Here is a 16,935-nt window from a genome sequence, read left to right as displayed (position 1 = left end):
GTTCTCCATGACGGCCCACGCCGACCTTTCGCCGACCCTCCAACTCGCCATCGACCTGATCCGCCGTCCGTCCGTGACGCCGGTCGACGCCGATTGCCAGAAGCAGATGATGCAGCGCCTGGGCGATGCCGGTTTCGCTCTGGAGCCAATGCGTATCGAAGATGTGGATAACTTCTGGGCCACCCACGGCCAGAATGACGGCCCGGTGCTGTGCTTTGCCGGTCACACCGACGTGGTGCCGACCGGCCCGGTCACCGCGTGGCAGATCGATCCGTTCAATGCGGTGATCGATGAACACGGCATGCTCTGCGGCCGTGGCGCGGCAGACATGAAAGGCAGCCTCGCGTCGATGACCGTGGCCGCTGAGCGTTTCGTTGCCGATTACCCGAATCACAAGGGCAAGGTCGCGTTTCTGATCACCAGCGACGAAGAAGGCCCGGCGCACCACGGCACCAAGGCTGTGATTGAGCGTCTGGCGGCGCGCAAAGAGCGTCTGGACTGGTGCATCGTCGGCGAACCGTCGAGCACCAGTTTGGTCGGTGACGTGGTGAAAAACGGTCGCCGTGGCTCGCTAGGCGCCAAGCTCACCGTTCGCGGTATTCAGGGCCACGTGGCCTATCCGCATCTGGCGAAAAACCCGATCCACCTCGCGGCGCCGGCCCTGGCTGAACTGGCCGCCGAGCACTGGGACCACGGTAACGATTTCTTCCCGCCGACCAGTTTCCAGATTTCCAACGTCAACTCCGGCACCGGCGCGACCAACGTGATCCCGGGCGACCTGGTGGCGGTGTTCAACTTCCGCTTCTCCACCGAATCGACCGTTGAAGGCCTGCAGAAACGCGTGGCCGACATCCTCGACAAACACGGGCTGGACTGGCACATCGACTGGGCGCTGTCCGGCCTGCCGTTCCTCACCGAGCCGGGCGCACTGCTCGACGCGGTGTCGTCGAGCATCAAAGACATCACCGGCCGCGAGACCAAGGCGTCGACCAGCGGCGGCACGTCCGATGGCCGTTTCATTGCGACCATGGGCACGCAAGTGGTTGAACTGGGCCCGGTCAACGCGACCATTCACCAGGTCAACGAGCGCGTACTGGCCGCCGATCTCGACGTGCTGACCGAGATCTACTACCAGACCCTGATCAAGTTGCTCGCCTGATGCTGGCGTGCCCGATCTGCAGTGAGCCGCTGAACGCGGTGGATAACGGCGTGGTTTGCCCCGCCGGGCATCGCTTCGACCGTGCGCGCCAGGGTTACTTGAACCTGTTGCCGGTGCAGCACAAAAACAGCCGCGATCCCGGTGACAACCAGGCGATGGTCGAGGCCCGCCGGGACTTCCTCAATGCCGGCCACTACGCACCGGTGGCCAAACGTCTGGCTGAGCTGGCGGCGAGTTACGCGCCGGCGCGCTGGGTCGATATCGGTTGCGGCGAGGGTTACTACACCGCGCAAATCGCTGCCGCCCTGCCGGATGCCGATGGCTATGCGCTGGATATCTCCCGCGAAGCCGTCAAGCGCGCCTGCAAGCGCAATCCGCAACTGACGTGGTTGATCGCCAGCATGGCCCGGGTGCCACTGGCGGCAGGCAGTTGCCAGTTTCTCGCCAGTGTTTTCAGTCCTTTGGATTGGGAAGAAGCCAAACGCCTGCTCAGCGTCGGTGGCGGCCTGATGAAAGTCGGCCCGACCAGCGGCCATCTGATGGAACTGCGCGAACGTCTCTACGACGAGGTTCGCGAATACACCGACGACAAGCATCTGGCTCTGGTGCCGTCAGGCATGGCGCTGGCACACAGTGAGACTTTGGAGTTCAAGCTGACGCTGGAAAAACCCGAGGATCGCGCCAACCTCCTGGCGATGACACCCCACGGCTGGCGCGCCAGTGCCGAACGCCGCACGGCTGTGATCGAACAGGCCGAGCCGTTCGTGACCACCGTGTCGATGCGCTACGATTATTTCGTTCTTCAATAACTTTTGGTCTCGGGCAAATGCCCGGGGCCGGCTAAATCCGCGAATGGATTTTTCAGACCCGCAGTGAGGACATCCATGCGCCAACCGGATATCGAGATTTACCTGAAAGACGCCGACGTCGACCACAAAGCCATTTCCGCCTGGCTCGGTGAAGCGTTGGGCCCGTGCAGCGACTGGGTACAGAAAGGTCAGACCTACAAGTGCAAGGCCGGCAACGTGCCGGTGACCTGGCTGCCGAAAGCCGTGGGCAAGTGGAACAGCCTGTACCTGGAAAGCGATGCGACGCCATGGGACGACGACATCGCCTGCGCCCGCGCCGCGTTTGCTGCGCTGAACGTCGAAGTGCGTTGTGCGCCGGGGACGTGGGTCGAGGAAGAAGGCGAGGAAACGGCGGATCGCTGGATTCGCATCAGCACCGATGGTGAAGAAGAGATCACCTGGAAAACCGCGTAACACCAGCAATACAGCCCCCAATGTGGGAGCGGGCTTGCTCGCTCCCACAATGGTTTTAGCGTTCTGAAGGTTTGCGTTACAGACCCACAACATCCTCAGCCTGCAACCCCTTCTCGCCGGTGATCACCGCATACTCGACCTGCTGGCCTTCGGTCAGCGACCGATGCCCTTCGCCGCGAATCGCGCGGTAGTGCACGAACACGTCCACCCCGTCTTCGCGCTGAATGAAGCCGTAGCCCTTGGCGTCGTTGAACCACTTCACGTTTCCGGTTTCACGTGTTGCCATCTGTTCATACTCCTTTTTTATTATTGAACAGGCTTTTCGCAGGAAAGCCTTTGAGGAACGTCAGCCTGCATCCGACGTCCATAAAAGGGCCCCGGCGACAGACCGCCGAGTATATGACAGGTGCGAAAAGTCTCAACCGGAGATTACTTCGCCGCTTTTTTGCCGATTTTCAGCGAATCCGGCACACTAGCCACCGCCCGAGCAAACGCTCGGTTTTATTCACTCACGCAGAAGCCGTATGACCCGCTCCCCGTTCCGCCGTCTTGTGTTTGGCACCTTGCGCCGACTGTTGTACCTCTGGGTTCGCTCCGAGACGATCAATCAGTCGTCGTTCACCCTCAACCTCGACCGCAGTCGTCCGGTGTTCTACGTCCTGCAAAACCCATCGCTCACCGACTTGGCAGTGGTCGATACCGAGTGCACCAAGGCCGGCCTGCCTCGCCCGGTGCTGCCGGTGTCGATCGGTTCGTTGATCGAACCGGCGGCGTTCTTTTACCTGACGCCAGACCCGGACTGGCTCGGCCGTCAGGACAAACGCGGCGCGCCGCCGACCCTGACCCGCCTGGTCAGCGCCCTCACCCAGAACGCCGCCGAAGATGCGCAAATCATCCCGGTCAGCGTGTTCTGGGGGCAGTCGCCGGACAGCGAGTCGAGCCCGTGGAAGTTGTTGTTCGCCGACAGTTGGGCGGTCACCGGACGTCTGCGCCGGCTGCTGAGCATCATCGTGCTGGGGCGTAAAACCCGTGTGCAATTCTCTGCACCGATCCACTTGCGCGAGCTGATCGAACACAACAAGGGCCACGAGCGCACCGTACGCATGGCCCAGCGCATCCTGCGCGTGCACTTTCGCAACCTCAAAGCGGCGGTGATCGGCCCGGACATTTCCCACCGCCGCAACCTCGTCAAAGGCCTGCTCAATCAGCCGCTGGTCAAGCAAGCGATCCTTGATGAGGCCGAGCGCGAAAACATCTCTCCGGAAAAAGCCAAGGCCCAGGCCTTGCGCTACGGCAACGAGATCGCCTCGGACTACACCTACACCGCGATCCGCTTCCTCGAAGTGGTGCTGAGCTGGTTCTGGAACAAGATCTACGACGGCATCAAGGTCAACCACATCGAAGGCGTGCAGAAGGTCGCCCAGGGTCACGAAGTGATCTACGTGCCGTGCCACCGCAGCCACATCGACTACCTGCTGCTCTCGTACTTGCTGTTCCGCAACGGCCTGACCCCACCGCACATCGCCGCCGGGATCAACCTGAACATGCCGGTGATCGGCAGCCTGCTTCGCCGTGGCGGCGCGTTCTTCATGCGCCGCACGTTCAAGGGCAATCCGCTGTACACCTCGGTGTTCAACGAATACCTGCACACCCTGTTCACCAAAGGTTTCCCGGTCGAGTACTTCGTCGAAGGCGGCCGCTCGCGCACTGGGCGCATGCTGCAACCGAAAACCGGGATGCTCGCGATTACGATGCGCAGCTTCCTGCGCTCCTCGCGCATGCCGATCGTGTTTGTGCCGGTGTACATCGGTTATGAACGCGTGCTGGAGGGTCGCACCTACCTGGGCGAACTGCGGGGTGCGAGCAAGAAGAAAGAGTCGATCTTCGACATCTTCAAAGTCATCGGCGCGCTCAAGCAACGTTTCGGTCAGGTCGCCGTCAACTTCGGCGAACCGATCAAACTGGCGCAATTCCTCGATGCCGAGCAACCGGGCTGGCGCCAACAGGAACTTGGCCCGCAGTACAAACCCGAGTGGCTCAACGCGACCACCCATCGCCTCGGTGAGAAAGTCGCCCAGCACCTGAATGAAGCGGCAGCGATCAACCCGGTCAACCTGGTGGCACTGGCGCTTCTGTCGACCAGCCGCCTGGCTCTGGACGATCGGGCCATGGCGCGCGTGCTGGATCTGTATCTGGCCCTGCTGCGCAAAGTCCCGTACTCGCCACACACCACCCTGCCGGAAGGTGATGGCCGTGCGCTGATCGAGCATGTGAAGGACATGGATCTGCTGTCCGAGCAAAGCGATGCACTGGGCAAGATTCTTTATCTGGACGAGCAGAACGCCGTCCTGATGACCTACTACCGCAACAACGTGCTGCACATTTTTGCCCTGCCGGCGTTACTGGCGAGCTTCTTCCAGAGCACCTCGCGCATGAGCCGCGAACAGATCCTGCGCTACACCCGCGCGCTGTATCCGTACCTGCAGTCGGAACTGTTTATCCGTTGGACGCTGGACGAACTCGATGCAGTGGTCGATCAGTGGCTGGAAGCATTTGTCGAGCAGGGTCTGCTGCGTTTCGAGAAAGACGTCTACCTGCGTCCGGCGCCAAGCTCGCGGCATTTCGTGCTGCTGACCTTGCTGTCCAAAAGCATCGCCCAGACGTTGCAACGTTTCTACATGACCGTCTCGCTGCTGCTCAACGCCGGCCAGAACACCGTCAGCGCCGAAGAGCTGGAAGACCTCTGCACGGTCATGGCTCAGCGCCTGTCGATCCTGCATGGCCTCAACGCCCCGGAGTTCTTCGACAAGAGCCTGTTCCGCCACTTCATCCAGACCCTGCTCGACCTCGACGTGCTGCGCCGCGACGAAGCGGGCAAGTTGAGCTACCACGAACTGCTCGGCGAACTGGCCGAAGGCGCGGCCAAACGCGTGTTGCCGGCGGACATTCGTTTGTCGATCCGTCAGGTGGCGCTGCATCGCAGTGAAGATGCCGCTGAGCAAGTCGCCACGCCGCCCGAGACCTTATGAAAACCCTGTGGGAGCGGGCTTGCTCGCTCCCACAATGAAAGGAGATTTGCCATGAAAAAACTGACCATTCTCGCTGCCGCAGCCCTGCTCAGCGCCTGCCAATCGACCACTCCCGCCGGCAAGGTCAGCCTCGACGGCGAAGTGTTCTACCTGCAACGCATCGCCCTGCCACCGAGCGCAACGCTGAGCGTGAGCCTGCAAGACGTTTCACTGGCCGACGCCCCAGCCGTTGTACTCGATGAACAGAAAGGCCCGGTCAAAGGCCAGGTGCCGCTGCCGTTCCACTTGAGCTACGATCCGGCGCAGGTCAAACCCGGCCACCGTTACTCGGTCAGCGCACGCATTGAAGTGAACGGGGAACTGATGTTCATCACCACCGAAAACCATGCCGTGCAACTGGACGGCAACGATCCGCAGCCGCTGAAAATCCGCGTCGACGCCGCGCGTTAATTCATTTTCTGGAACAAGGAAGCCGCCATGCTCCGTCCTACCTTTCGCTTCGCCGGCCTGTGCGCGGGCCTGATGATCTCCGCCAGCGCCATGGCCCTGTCGCTCAGTGACCTGTCACAAAACGACGCCACCGGCGGCCTCAAGGATGCCTTGACCCAAGGCGCACAACTGGCCGTCAAACAGTTAGGTACCCCGGGCGGCTTCAGCAACAACCCGGACGTGAAAATCGAACTGCCGGGTAAACTCGGCAAAGTCGCCGGCAAGATGAAAGCCTTCGGCATGGGCGCCCAGGTCGAAGAACTGGAAACCGCGATGAACAAAGCCGCGGAAAGCGCCGTGACCCAGGCCCAGCCGATCCTCGTCGACGCCGTGAAAAAAATGAGCGTGGCCGACGCCAAAGGCATCCTCAGCGGCGGCAACGACTCGGCCACACAGTACCTGGACAAATCCAGCCGCGAACAGATCCGCGCCAAGTTCCTGCCAATCGTCAAACAAGCCACCGACAAGGTCGGCGTGGCGCAGAAATACAACACCTTCGCCGGCCAGGCCGCGACCTTCGGCGTCGTCGACGCCAAGAGCGCCAACGTCGAAAACTACGTCACCGAACAAGCACTTAACGGCCTGTTCGAGATGATCGGTAAACAGGAAGAAACCATCCGCAAAAACCCCGCCGCTGCTGCGACGAGTCTAGCGAAGAAGGTGTTTGGAGCGTTGTAATGTTCTGAACAACAAAAAGCCCGCTGAACCTCACAAGTTCAGCGGGCTTTTTGTTGGGCGTCAGGTTTGCGGATCGACTTGATCGAGGACGCGGTTCACCGATAGCTCTGCGAGGGAGATCATCTGCTGAATACCCAGAAGATGATTACACGTCGGGCCACTCAGGGTGAACGCCAGTTCCGTGGCCATGATGTTGGCTGAGGCCCGCGTTTCACAGGCGTGAGCGAGTAATGTTTCGGAATCGACTTCGGGAAGGACGGCGAAGATTGTGCTGGGATGGCTGACGGATTTTGGCGGGTTTGGCGTGGGTTTGAACATGGCGAAATCTCCTGAAGTAATGGAGCCGTCACCGTTCGCTGCGAAACGAATGTTAGGTGGCAGCTGTACGCAGGTTCGCAGACCGGGACTTCAGGCACCCGGCATACCCGAAGGTATCCCGCGCACAACCGCCATGACACAGGCATGAAAAAGCGCCCGCTTTCGGATGGTGGACGCTGTGCGTCTGAAGTTTAACCGGGCTGCGAAACCCGGTCGCTGATTTTTGCAGCGACAGCCTAAGGCTAGAGATCGCACGTCCGACGGACAACCTGAAAAACATGTGGGAAGGTTCTGAATTTTCGTCACACTGTTAAACAACTTAGCTTTTCAGATCGTCATCTCGAGCAGGCTCGCTCCCACAGCAAAGCAAAAGCAAAAGCAAAAACAGCCCACACCTCGCCCCGCGTGGCTTCTCACCACTCAACAGGATGAGCGTTAGCTCGGCTGCAGCTCTTGACGTGCCGGCCCCTTCGGCAGGCTTCGTTTCGGGATTCATCCGGGGTAGGCGCGCAGCGCCGTTCGACGAAGTCGAACACATCGAGAGGAGGTGCAGCGCAGCAAACCGGAGGCGATGCCCCCGGATGAAACCCGTAACGAAGGCACCCCGAGCCCCAGCGAGCGGGCCGTACGCCGGGGCCCAGACCTTTGGTTCCTTTGGGGCGTTTGCCAAAGGGACTCGCCGTAAGGGCGAAACCGCCAGCCGCAGCGCCCGAAGCAACGGATATTCACCAAGAACACCCACAGCATGGTCGGCCCAAAGGCCGCCAAGCCTCAAGCCTCAAGCCTCCCGACGCACTCGGAACCAAGCCGCATACAACGCCGGCAAAAACAACAACGTCAGAGCCGTCGCAACAATCAACCCCCCCATGATCGCCACCGCCATCGGCCCAAAAAACACACTGCGCGACAACGGAATCATTGCCAACACCGCCGCCAAAGCCGTCAACACAATCGGCCGAAAGCGCCGCACCGTCGCCTCGATAATCGCCTGCCAAGGCTTAAGCCCGGAAGCAATATCCTGCTCGATCTGATCCACCAGAATCACCGAGTTGCGCATGATCATCCCCGACAGCGCAATCGTCCCCAACATCGCCACAAACCCGAACGGCTGTCGGAAAACCATCAAGAACAACGTCACCCCGATCAACCCCAGCGGCGCCGTCAGAAACACCATCGCCGTGCGCGAAAAACTGCGCAGTTGCACCATCAGCAACGTCAGCACAACGACAATGAACATCGGCACTCCGGCGTTCACCGACTTCTGCCCCCGCTGCGAATCCTCCACCGTCCCACCGACATCCAGCAGATAACCGTCCGGCAACTCGGCACGAATCGAATCCAGCGTCGGCAGGATCTGTTTCACCAACGTCGCCGGTTGCTCCTTGTCATAAATGTCCGCGCGCACCGTCACGTTCGGCAGGCGGTTACGGTGCCAGATGATGCCTTCCTCAAAGCCGTATTCCAGGGTGGCAACTTGCGACAACGCAACACTGCGGCCGTTGTCAGTCGGCACTGCCAGGCTCGGCAACAGCGACAGTTCAGTGCGTTCATGCACCGTGCCGCGCAACAGAATCTCGATCAACTCGTTGTCTTCGCGATATTGGCTGACACTCGACCCGGTCAACGAACTCTGGAGGAATTTCGCCAGATTGGCCGTGCTCACCCCAAGTGCCCGAGCGCGATCCTGATCGATGTTCAGGTAGATCACCTTGCTCGGTTCTTCCCAGTCCAGATGCACGTTGACCACATGGGGATTCTCGCGCACCTTGGCCGCCACCTTGCGGGCAAGCGCACGAACTTCTTCGATGTGCTCACCCGTGACGCGAAACTGCACCGGATACCCCACGGGCGGGCCGTTTTCCAGACGTGTCACCCGCGAGCGCAGCGCCGGAAACTGTTCGTTGAGCGTATCGATCAACCAGGTTCGCAGCGCTTCACGCTCTTCGATATTTTTGGCCAACACCACAAACTGGGCGAAGCTCGCCGCAGGCAGTTGCTGGTCCAGCGGCAAATAGAAACGCGGCGAACCGGTGCCGACATAGGCCACATAGTTATCGATGCCGGCATGCTCCTTGAGTATCGCTTCAAGCCGCTTGACCTCACCTGTGGTATTGGCCAACGAAGCGCCCTCGGCCAGTTTCAGATCGACCATCAATTCCAGTCGATTTGAGGCCGGGAAGAACTGCTGCGGCACGAAGCGGAACAACATCACCGAAGCGATAAACAGCCCCACCGTCAGCACGATCACGGTTTTACGATGGACCACACACCACTCCACCAGACGTCGAACGCGCTGATAGAACGGTGTGCCATAAGGATCCGAATGACCGTCCCCGGCGCCGTGTTTGGCCGCATGAATTTTCGCCAGATCCGGCAGCAGTTTTTCACCCAGATATGGCACGAACACCACCGCTGCCACCCACGAGGCAAGCAGCGCGATAGTCACCACCTGGAAGATAGAGCGGGTGTACTCACCGGTGCCGGACTGCGCCGTGGCAATCGGCAGAAAGCCTGCGGCGGTAATCAGCGTACCGGTGAGCATGGGGAACGCGGTGCTGGTCCAGGCGTAGCTCGCGGCTTTGATCCGGTCGAAGCCCTGCTCCATTTTGATCGCCATCATTTCCACGGCAATGATCGCGTCGTCCACCAGCAAGCCCAGCGCCAGAACCAGCGCACCGAGGGAGATTTTGTGCAGGCCGATACCCAGGTAATACATACAGGCAAAGGTCATCGCCAAGACCAGCGGAATGGTCAGCGCCACGACCATGCCGGTCCGCACGCCCAAGGAGAAGAAGCTCACCAGCAACACAATCGCCAGCGCCTCGACCAACACCTGGACGAACTCGCCAACCCCGGTTTTCACTGCTGCCGGTTGGTCAGACACCTTGCGCAGTTGCATACCGGCCGGGAGGTTTTTCTGGATACGCGAGAACTCGCCTTCCAGCGCCTTACCCAGTACCAGAATGTCACCGCCGCCCTTCATCGCCACGGCCAGGCCGATCGCATCTTCGCCCATGAAGCGCATGCGCGGCGCCGGCGGATCGTTGAATCCGCGCCGCACGTCGGCGACATCGGAGATGCGGAACGTGCGATCACCGACCCGGATGGGGAAGTTCTTGATCTCATCGACCGTCTGAAAATTCCCCGAAACCCTTAGCTGCAAGCGCTCGGTAGGCGTCTCAAAGAACCCGGCGGTGGATACTGCATTCTGTTCCTCCAGCGCCTGTTGCACCGCCGCCAGCGGTAAACCGAGGGTGGCGAGTTTGACGTTCGACAGCTCGACCCAGATTTTCTCGTCCTGCAAACCGAGCAAATCGACCTTGCCGACATCCTTTACCCGTTGGAGCTGGATCTGGATGCGATCGGCGTAATCCTTGAGCACGGCGTAGTCGAAACCGTCGCCGGTCAGCGCGTAGATATTGCCGAAGGTCGTGCCAAATTCATCGTTGAAAAACGGCCCCTGAATGCCCGGCGGGAGCGTCTGGCGGATGTCGCTGATCTTCTTGCGTACCTGATACCAGAGATCGGGAATCTCCACCGAATGCATCGAGTCGCGCGCAATGAAGGTGACCTGAGACTCACCAGGACGGGAGAACGAAACAATGCGTTCGTACTCACCGGTTTCCATCAGTTTCTTTTCGATGCGTTCGGTGACCTGCCGTGAGACTTCCTGCGCGGTCGCCCCTGGCCAACGGGTTTGAATCACCATGGCTTTGAAGGTGAACGGCGGGTCTTCACTTTGGCCGAGCTTGGTGTAGGACAACGCACCGACGATGGCCAGCAAAAGCATCAGGAACAGTACGATCTGGCGATTACGCAGCGCCCATTCGGAAAGGTTGAAGCGCATCGGGACTTACTCCTTGTCCGCCAGATTGACCACACGGTTGGAACGATCCACAGGGCGCACTTGCTGCCCTTCGAGGAGCACATGCACGCCGGCAGCCACGACCCAGTCGCTGGCGTTGAGGCCTTCGAGCACCGGCACGGTTTTTTCACCGAATGGGCCGACTCGCACGGGGGTCTTCTTCAAGGTGTTATTGGCGCTGACGACCCAGACGTAGGTCGCACCGTTCTCGGCCGTCAGTGCCGAAAGCGGCACCGATAGCGACGCGGTATTGGCTGATTGCACGAACACACGCGCACTCTGGCCGAGTTCGGCCGGGACTTTGCCACTGGTGAAAGAGATACGGGCAGCGAAGGTGCGGGATTTGGGATCGGCGGCTGGCGACAGCTCACGAATCTGCCCGGCGAAGCGCTGGTTCTGCTGCGTCCAGAGCTCTACGGTAACCGGCTGACCGACCTTGAACCTGCCAAAACTCTGTTCCGGCAGGCTGATCAGCACTTCACGCTCACCATCGGTGGCGAGCGTAAACACCGTCTGCCCTGCGGCGACCACCTGCCCCACTTCCACTGAGCGCTTGGCGACCACACCGTCCTGGGGCGCACGCAACACAGCGTAACTGGCCTGATTGGTCGAAACGTTGAATTCGGCTTTGATCTGTTTGAGGCGGGCTTCGCCGGAGCGATAAAGGTTTTCGGCGTTGTCGTAGGCCGAGCGGCTGACCATCTGCCGATCCATCAGCGTCTTGTAGCGGTCACGTTCGGCGCGCACCAGAGTGAGATTGGCCTCAGCGGCAGAGACTTGGGCGCGAGTTGCTTCCAGTTGCAGGCGTACGTCCTGGGGATCAAGTTCGGCGAGCGGCTGATCGGCCTTCACGCGCTGACCTTCGTCGACCAGTCGTCGGCTGACTTTTCCACCAATGCGGAACGCCAGATCAGGTTCGTAACGGGCGCGCACTTCGCCCGGATAGCTTTCCATCGTCTGCGCCGAAGGCTCTGGCTGCACCACCATCGCCGGTCGCACGGTAACGGGCGCTGCCTCTTCCTGGCCACACGCGGACAGTAAAAAAACCAGGCTGACTGGCAACGCAAATGGCCACGTGAGGTGCAGTGCATGGCGGGACATGGTGACGGACCTTTCGCTAATGGTGCTTGGAATAATTATACTGGCCGGTATGTTATTAATAGCAAACTCACCAGTCCAGTAATAAAAGCGAAGAATGTCGAACAATCTTGCAGTTCCAAACGGCCCGGGCCGCCCCAAGGATCTGGCCAAACGTCAGGCGATTCTCGATGCGGCGAAAATTCTGTTTCTGAGTCATGGCTATGCCAACACCAGCATGGACGCGGTGGCCGCCGAGGCCGGCGTGTCGAAGCTGACGGTCTACAGCCATTTCACCGATAAGGAGACACTGTTCTCCGCCGCCGTGGTGGCCAAATGCGAGGAACAATTACCGCCGTTGTTCTTCGAATTGCCGGACGGCATTGCCGTGGAAAATGTGTTGCTGAACATTGCCCGAGGCTTTCATCACCTGATCAACAGCGATGAATCAGTGAATCTGCATCGCCTGATCATGGCGCTGGGCGTGCAGGATCCGAAACTGTCGCAGATTTTCTTTGAGGCCGGCCCCGAGCGCATGGTGCAAGGGATGGAGCGGCTGTTGACGCAGATCCACGAAAGCGGTGCGCTGAACATCGACCTGCCGCGTAACGCGGCTGAGCATTTCTTCTGCCTGATCAAGGGCGCGGGGAATTTTCGCTTGTTGTATGGCTGTGGGGAACCGTTGACTGACGAGGCGGCGCAGAGCCATGTGCAGGAAGTCGTGGCGTTGTTTATGCGCGCGTATCGGCCCTGAGTTTTGCGCTGTATTGGCTGGCCCCATCGCTAGCAGGCTAGCGATGGCAGCGACGGCAGCGACGGCAGCGACGCGGTCTTAAGCCTTGAGCGCCTTCTTCGGGTAAATGTCATACCGGCTGGACTTGCCATCCAACGCATGACTAGGCTTCGGCCCGTCGATGCACGGCGCCTTGCGCGGCCGCTTGACCACCACCCGGTGCGTGGCCAGTGCCAACGCCGCTTCAAGCAACGCCGGTGCATCCGGATCATCGCCAACCAGCGGCCGAAACAGGCGCATTTCCTTCTTCACCAACGCGGTTTTTTCCCGATGCGGGAACATCGGATCAAGGTAGATCACTTGTGGCGGCTCGCCCTCCCAGTGGCGCATGACCTCGATGGAGTTGCCCTTGAGCAACTTCATCCGCGCCACAATCGGCGCCACGTCGAAATCTTCCGCCGCGCGCGCCAGGCCATCCTCCAGCAACGCACCGATTAGCGGCTGGCGCTCGATCAGGCTCATCTCGCAGCCCAGACTCGCCAGCACGAACGCATCCTTGCCCAGCCCTGCTGTGGCATCCAACACCCGCGGGCGCACACCTTGGGCAATGCCGACAGCCTTGGCGATCATCTGCCCGCTGCCACCGCCGTATAAACGACGATGCGCCGCACCGCCCTCGACAAAGTCCACGCGCACCGGCCCCGGCGCATCCGGCCCCAGTTGCTGGAGTTGCAAACCCTGCTCGCCGACCTGCAAGGCAAACTCGCCGTCAGCCACTTGCAACGGCAGGCCCAGACGCTCGGCCCACTGCTCGGCCTGCGCTTCAAACGTCGGGCCAAGGGCCTGGACATGGATGCGGCAGGCCGCGGGTTGCTCAATCATGGAAAACACGCTCAAAAAAGTTAAGGATCGGCAGAAACCGCCGATAACCCAATCAACGCGCATTTTGCCAGAGCTGAGCGTCAACCGAAAAAAATGTCAGGCATTCTTCCCACATCGATTGGCTACATTTCGCCCCATGGCGATTTCAGCCGTCAAAATACTCAAGCACTGAGCGGCGTCAGTCACCTGTGGCAGGATTTCTTTGCCCAGGCCCTGGCCGAACAGACGAGTGAAGTGGTGCCCGCCTGCGGCACGTTTCCACCGGTTGACCTGAACAGCCCTGAAGAGCCAACCCTGGGCAGCGAACTGCACGCGCATATCGTCAGCCAGCGTGAATGCGAAGTCGTTGAAACCGAGGTGCGTCCGCCGGAGCCGCTGTTCCTGCCAATCGCCGAGTTCGAAATGGAACTGGCCGACAAGCCATTCCCACCGTTCCCGCCGGAAGAAATCAAAGCTCAGCAAGAGCAGCAGGATTTCGACAGCAGTTGGGTTCGCCCGATCGTGATCAACAATGGTCAGCCGATTCCGGAGCCAGGCGCTGCGCCGCAAAAGCGTCCACTGTACTTGCCGATTGCCGAGTTCGATCTGGACTTGCTGGACAAGCCATTCCCGCCGTTCTCGCCGCAAGAAATCGCCGAACAGCAAAAGGCGCTGGACTTCGATAACGGCTGGGCACGCCCGATCGTTCTGCAGAACCTGCGCATCGCCGCCTAAACCTCAACGACACACGCTCCAGCGCCCGATATCGACATGAAAATGATTGCGATGTGCCGCGTTGTAATCCGGGCTCAACACCACACTGAATGCCTGGCACGCGCCATCACGCACCTGACGCAGAAACTGTGCGTCCTGATTCTGCTTGGGCCAATCCTTTAACACGCTGACACGGCGACCGCTCGCCAGACGAAAACCGGCGATATCCAGCGCATCGGCACTGGCATGCCGGCTGAGCGCGCCGCTCTCGCGGTTGTAGAGGTGGCGGCAGGCGAAACTGCCGAGGTGATCCAGGCGTGCGACGTTCTCGCCGTAAACGGCCTGCGCGGCGGGTTGCAGGGTGTGTCGCTCGAACATCGCGTAAGCCACCGCCAACGGGCAACTGGCGAGGAAGCTGCTGCTCAGCGCCACCTCTGCACCCTGAACGCGCAAGGCGCCAATCAGTGGGCACTTGGCGTCGGGGCTGTCCGCTTGCGTCGTCACGCGTAACGCCGAGCTGGCCAGTGCTTGCGCGCAGAGCCCTGGGTCACCGCGCAAGCGCATCAGCTTGTAACCGGTCAGCCAATTGGGTGCAGCCTTTACATCCAGCGGCACCCACGGGTTCCACTCGGGCGGCACTGGCAGCCAACCACGCCAGACGCTGACCATGGCGCCAACGATGACCAGCAGCACAGCCCATAAAATCCATCGCACCCTGTTCAGCCTTTGAAAAACTGATTGGCCTTGGCGTAAGGCATCGACTGCGACGTGAAACCGAATGTGCCCGATTGCTGGATTTCTTCAGCCGCACGGAAGAACTCGCCGAACGCCGCCAGCGCCAATGCCGAACCGGTACTGATCCGCCGCACACCGATTTCTTCCAGTTGCCGCACCGTCATTTTCAACCCGCCGGACATCAGGACGTTGACCGGTTTGGGGGCCACCGCACGCACCACCGCAAGCACTTCGTCAGCATTGCGCAAGCCGGGCGCATACAGCACGTCGGCGCCCGCCTCGGCAAAAGCCTGCAAGCGGCGGATGGTGTCATTGATATCGGGATTGCCGTGCAGATAGTTTTCCGCACGGGCCGTCAGGGTGAAGGGAAGCGGCAACGTGCGTACGGCAGCGACGGCGGCTTCGACGCGCGCCACGGCGTGTTCCAAGCAATAGATTGGGGCGTCCTCACGGCCGGTGGCGTCTTCGATTGAGGCGCCTACCGCGCCCGCTTCGGCTGCGCGCAGCAAGCTTTGGGCGCATTCGACCGGGTCATCGGCGAAACCGTTTTCCAGATCCACCGCTACCGGCAAATCGGTGGCTGCAACAATCGCGCGGACATTCGCCAACGTCTCATCGAGACTCAAAGCACCATCGGCTTTGCCCTGGGAAAATGCATAACCGGCGCTGGTGGTCGCCAGTGCCTGATAGCCAAGGCTGGCGAGCATCTTCGCTGAACCTGCGTCCCACGGATTGGGAATAACGAAAATCCCCGGGCGTTCATGCAGGGATTTGAAGGCGTGGGCTTTGCGGGTTTGCGCGTCCATTGGCAGCTCCGGAGCAGATGAATAAACCCGCCTCAGAGCAGGCCAAGTTGCTCCGCAGCGGGCTCTCTGTATAGCTCAGGCAGCGATGGCAAGCCAGGCAAACGTTGCATCAGTTGTGCATGAAAACGTTGCGCCAACTTCGCCGCCAGCAAGTTGTCGGCGGTGTGCAGGAAGATGTATGGCGTGCGGCCTTCTTCGATCCACTCGGCGATTTTCGCCACCCACGGCACCAGGAACGCATCGTTGGCCTCAAGCTCGGGATGACCAATAAAGCGCACTTGCGGGAACTGCGTGAACGCCGCTGGACGCGTCGGCACACGCGGCTTTTTCGATTGGGCGTGAATCACCGAGGACTCGGTCGACAGGCAACTGAACAGCGCTCGCGGGTCGAGACAGATACGCTCAACCCCACGATCCAGCAGCAGCCGATTGAGCAGTCGCTCGCTCTCGCCCTTGGCGAAGAACTGCTCATGCCGCACCTCAACCGCCAGCGGGCAGTCCAGCGCATCGATAAACGCCGCCAACTCCGGCAACCGATGCGGCGTGAAGCTTTTCGACAATTGCAGCCACAGCGGCGAGACACGCTCGCCGAGGGGTTTGAGTAACTGCTGGAAGGTTTCGGCGGCGGTCAGTTGCTCGCGCAGGTCACCGCTGTGGCTAATGTCGCCGGGGAACTTGGCAGTGAAGCGAAAGTGTTCAGGCATGATCTCGGCCCAACGCTGCACAGTGGCCGGCGAAGGACTGGCGTAGAAGGTCGTGTTGCCTTCCACGGCGTTGAACACTTGGCAATAGAGGCTGAGGAAGTCAGAGGTTTTGGCGTCTTCCGGATACAGATACTCGCGCCAGGCGTTTTCGCTCCAGGACGGGCAACCGAGGTAGTAAGGCAGAGCCATCAGATGTAAAGGTCGAGGCCCAGCACGTCCGCATCCCAATCGACAAAACCGGCAGTGCTCAGGTAGCTGGCCAAGGCCATGGCTACGCTTTTCTTCATCGCACGGTGGTAGATCATGTCTTGCTGACGGGCAGGCAGATTGCTCAAGCGTTGCGCAGAGGCTTTGGCAGCACGGGCGGCCAGTTGCTCTTCGGTGGGGAATTCCAACTCGCCGTCGATATCGTCGACGGATTCTTCCAGCGCCACATTACCTTTGCGAGGCTTGCGCTTGATGGGGTAGGACTGAGAGGAAACGCCGTCTATACGCATAAATTCAT

17 protein-coding genes are annotated in these 16,935 nt (G+C 60.4%); 8 read left to right on the top strand and 9 right to left on the bottom strand.

The features are described 5' to 3' along the window. Window positions 1–7 precede the first annotated feature (7 nt). The 3 genes from dapE (at window position 8) to ACIOU6_RS21785 (ending at window position 2,421) form a co-directional block, all read left to right on the top strand. Entirely contained in the window at window positions 8–1,159 is a 1,152-nt protein-coding gene (gene dapE, locus ACIOU6_RS21795) for a succinyl-diaminopimelate desuccinylase (RefSeq protein ID WP_221732433.1), read from the top strand. Continuing rightward, on the top strand, window positions 1,159–1,968 hold the full coding sequence (locus ACIOU6_RS21790) for a putative RNA methyltransferase (protein ID WP_401138850.1): 810 nt from the start codon (window positions 1,159–1,161) through the stop codon (window positions 1,966–1,968). Before dapE ends, ACIOU6_RS21790 begins: the two co-directional genes overlap by 1 nt. Window positions 1,969–2,043: 75 nt before the next feature. Continuing rightward, a complete protein-coding gene (locus ACIOU6_RS21785) occupies window positions 2,044–2,421 on the top strand; it encodes a hypothetical protein (RefSeq protein ID WP_221732431.1) in 378 nt (125 codons plus the stop codon). Window positions 2,422–2,497: 76 nt separating this feature from the next. On the opposite strand, the gene ACIOU6_RS21780 is transcribed toward ACIOU6_RS21785, so the two are convergent. After that, window positions 2,498–2,707, bottom strand: coding sequence for a cold-shock protein (locus ACIOU6_RS21780; protein WP_007908870.1), 210 nt, complete (start codon window positions 2,705–2,707; stop codon window positions 2,498–2,500). A 238-nt stretch (window positions 2,708–2,945) separates the two neighbouring features. On the opposite strand from ACIOU6_RS21780, the gene plsB reads away from it, so the two are divergent. The 3 genes from plsB to ACIOU6_RS21765 are packed head-to-tail and all read left to right on the top strand — an operon-like array spanning window position 2,946 to window position 6,617. Beyond that, window positions 2,946–5,450: a glycerol-3-phosphate 1-O-acyltransferase PlsB gene (gene plsB / locus ACIOU6_RS21775; protein WP_401138849.1), complete on the top strand. Its 2,505-nt coding sequence runs from the start codon at window positions 2,946–2,948 to the stop codon at window positions 5,448–5,450. A gap of 51 nt (window positions 5,451–5,501) precedes the next feature. After that, the gene (locus tag ACIOU6_RS21770; protein ID WP_221733955.1) at window positions 5,502–5,900 is read left to right on the top strand and encodes a YbaY family lipoprotein; all 399 of its coding nucleotides are present in this window, start codon (window positions 5,502–5,504) and stop codon (window positions 5,898–5,900) included. Between the two features lie 27 nt (window positions 5,901–5,927). Beyond that, entirely contained in the window at window positions 5,928–6,617 is a 690-nt protein-coding gene (locus tag ACIOU6_RS21765) for a DUF4197 domain-containing protein (RefSeq protein WP_221733956.1), read from the top strand. A 60-nt stretch (window positions 6,618–6,677) separates the two neighbouring features. Here the strand turns inward: ACIOU6_RS21765 and ACIOU6_RS21760 are convergent, their stop codons facing one another. The 3 genes from ACIOU6_RS21760 to ACIOU6_RS21750 all read right to left on the bottom strand — a co-directional run bounded on the left by ACIOU6_RS21760 (window position 6,678) and on the right by ACIOU6_RS21750 (window position 11,901). Beyond that, window positions 6,678–6,935, bottom strand: coding sequence for a DUF6124 family protein (locus ACIOU6_RS21760; RefSeq protein WP_221733957.1), 258 nt, complete (start codon window positions 6,933–6,935; stop codon window positions 6,678–6,680). Between the two features lie 778 nt (window positions 6,936–7,713). Beyond that, window positions 7,714–10,782: an efflux RND transporter permease subunit gene (locus ACIOU6_RS21755; RefSeq protein ID WP_221733958.1), complete on the bottom strand. Its 3,069-nt coding sequence runs from the start codon at window positions 10,780–10,782 to the stop codon at window positions 7,714–7,716. A gap of 6 nt (window positions 10,783–10,788) precedes the next feature. After that, window positions 10,789–11,901, bottom strand: coding sequence for an efflux RND transporter periplasmic adaptor subunit (locus ACIOU6_RS21750; protein ID WP_221733959.1), 1,113 nt, complete (start codon window positions 11,899–11,901; stop codon window positions 10,789–10,791). A 94-nt stretch (window positions 11,902–11,995) separates the two neighbouring features. Here ACIOU6_RS21750 and ACIOU6_RS21745 point away from each other — a divergent pair, with 94 nt between their 5' ends. Next, on the top strand, window positions 11,996–12,631 hold the full coding sequence (locus ACIOU6_RS21745) for a TetR/AcrR family transcriptional regulator (protein ID WP_221733960.1): 636 nt from the start codon (window positions 11,996–11,998) through the stop codon (window positions 12,629–12,631). A 78-nt stretch (window positions 12,632–12,709) separates the two neighbouring features. Here ACIOU6_RS21745 and ACIOU6_RS21740 read toward each other — a convergent pair whose 3' ends face one another. Beyond that, window positions 12,710–13,492: a class I SAM-dependent methyltransferase gene (locus tag ACIOU6_RS21740; protein WP_260456168.1), complete on the bottom strand. Its 783-nt coding sequence runs from the start codon at window positions 13,490–13,492 to the stop codon at window positions 12,710–12,712. A gap of 93 nt (window positions 13,493–13,585) precedes the next feature. Here ACIOU6_RS21740 and ACIOU6_RS21735 point away from each other — a divergent pair, with 93 nt between their 5' ends. Then, on the top strand, window positions 13,586–14,206 hold the full coding sequence (locus tag ACIOU6_RS21735) for an energy transducer TonB (protein WP_221733961.1): 621 nt from the start codon (window positions 13,586–13,588) through the stop codon (window positions 14,204–14,206). A gap of 3 nt (window positions 14,207–14,209) precedes the next feature. Here the strand turns inward: ACIOU6_RS21735 and ACIOU6_RS21730 are convergent, their stop codons facing one another. Genes ACIOU6_RS21730 through ACIOU6_RS21715 form a run of 4 tightly spaced genes read right to left on the bottom strand, consistent with a single transcriptional unit; the run spans window position 14,210 to window position 16,927 of the window. Continuing rightward, window positions 14,210–14,854 (bottom strand): extensin family protein, encoded by a 645-nt coding sequence (locus ACIOU6_RS21730; RefSeq protein ID WP_401138857.1) that lies wholly within the window; start codon window positions 14,852–14,854, stop codon window positions 14,210–14,212. A 50-nt stretch (window positions 14,855–14,904) separates the two neighbouring features. Beyond that, complete coding sequence (locus ACIOU6_RS21725; RefSeq protein WP_401138848.1) at window positions 14,905–15,726, bottom strand: isocitrate lyase/phosphoenolpyruvate mutase family protein; 822 nt, start codon at window positions 15,724–15,726, stop codon at window positions 14,905–14,907. A 32-nt stretch (window positions 15,727–15,758) separates the two neighbouring features. After that, window positions 15,759–16,619 (bottom strand): DUF72 domain-containing protein, encoded by an 861-nt coding sequence (locus ACIOU6_RS21720; RefSeq protein ID WP_221733963.1) that lies wholly within the window; start codon window positions 16,617–16,619, stop codon window positions 15,759–15,761. Beyond that, on the bottom strand, window positions 16,619–16,927 hold the full coding sequence (locus ACIOU6_RS21715; protein ID WP_221733964.1) for a hypothetical protein: 309 nt from the start codon (window positions 16,925–16,927) through the stop codon (window positions 16,619–16,621). Before ACIOU6_RS21715 ends, ACIOU6_RS21720 begins: the two co-directional genes overlap by 1 nt. Window positions 16,928–16,935: the final 8 nt, after the last annotated feature.

The sequence above is a fragment of the Pseudomonas sp. NPDC087615 genome (assembly GCF_044743445.1).
GTDB classification, from domain to species: Bacteria; Pseudomonadota; Gammaproteobacteria; order Pseudomonadales; family Pseudomonadaceae; genus Aquipseudomonas; species Aquipseudomonas baetica_A.
The sequence above is the reverse complement of the archived record's forward strand: the minus strand, read 5'-3'. Positions and strand labels throughout refer to the sequence as shown.

What these genes read in the sequence shown, in the direction of transcription:
- dapE (WP_221732433.1), top strand. Translation starts at nt 8, where the DNA reads ATGACGGCCCACGCCGACCTTTCGCCGACCCTCCAACTCGCCATCGAC.
- ACIOU6_RS21790 (WP_401138850.1), top strand. Translation starts at nt 1,159, where the DNA reads ATGCTGGCGTGCCCGATCTGCAGTGAGCCGCTGAACGCGGTGGATAAC.
- ACIOU6_RS21785 (WP_221732431.1), top strand. Translation starts at nt 2,044, where the DNA reads ATGCGCCAACCGGATATCGAGATTTACCTGAAAGACGCCGACGTCGAC.
- ACIOU6_RS21780 (WP_007908870.1), bottom strand. Translation starts at nt 2,707, where the DNA reads ATGGCAACACGTGAAACCGGAAACGTGAAGTGGTTCAACGACGCCAAG.
- plsB (WP_401138849.1), top strand. Translation starts at nt 2,946, where the DNA reads ATGACCCGCTCCCCGTTCCGCCGTCTTGTGTTTGGCACCTTGCGCCGA.
- ACIOU6_RS21770 (WP_221733955.1), top strand. Translation starts at nt 5,502, where the DNA reads ATGAAAAAACTGACCATTCTCGCTGCCGCAGCCCTGCTCAGCGCCTGC.
- ACIOU6_RS21765 (WP_221733956.1), top strand. Translation starts at nt 5,928, where the DNA reads ATGCTCCGTCCTACCTTTCGCTTCGCCGGCCTGTGCGCGGGCCTGATG.
- ACIOU6_RS21760 (WP_221733957.1), bottom strand. Translation starts at nt 6,935, where the DNA reads ATGTTCAAACCCACGCCAAACCCGCCAAAATCCGTCAGCCATCCCAGC.
- ACIOU6_RS21755 (WP_221733958.1), bottom strand. Translation starts at nt 10,782, where the DNA reads ATGCGCTTCAACCTTTCCGAATGGGCGCTGCGTAATCGCCAGATCGTA.
- ACIOU6_RS21750 (WP_221733959.1), bottom strand. Translation starts at nt 11,901, where the DNA reads ATGTCCCGCCATGCACTGCACCTCACGTGGCCATTTGCGTTGCCAGTC.
- ACIOU6_RS21745 (WP_221733960.1), top strand. Translation starts at nt 11,996, where the DNA reads ATGTCGAACAATCTTGCAGTTCCAAACGGCCCGGGCCGCCCCAAGGAT.
- ACIOU6_RS21740 (WP_260456168.1), bottom strand. Translation starts at nt 13,492, where the DNA reads ATGATTGAGCAACCCGCGGCCTGCCGCATCCATGTCCAGGCCCTTGGC.
- ACIOU6_RS21735 (WP_221733961.1), top strand. Translation starts at nt 13,586, where the DNA reads ATGTCAGGCATTCTTCCCACATCGATTGGCTACATTTCGCCCCATGGC.
- ACIOU6_RS21730 (WP_401138857.1), bottom strand. Translation starts at nt 14,854, where the DNA reads ATGGTCAGCGTCTGGCGTGGTTGGCTGCCAGTGCCGCCCGAGTGGAAC.
- ACIOU6_RS21725 (WP_401138848.1), bottom strand. Translation starts at nt 15,726, where the DNA reads ATGGACGCGCAAACCCGCAAAGCCCACGCCTTCAAATCCCTGCATGAA.
- ACIOU6_RS21720 (WP_221733963.1), bottom strand. Translation starts at nt 16,619, where the DNA reads ATGGCTCTGCCTTACTACCTCGGTTGCCCGTCCTGGAGCGAAAACGCC.
- ACIOU6_RS21715 (WP_221733964.1), bottom strand. Translation starts at nt 16,927, where the DNA reads ATGCGTATAGACGGCGTTTCCTCTCAGTCCTACCCCATCAAGCGCAAG.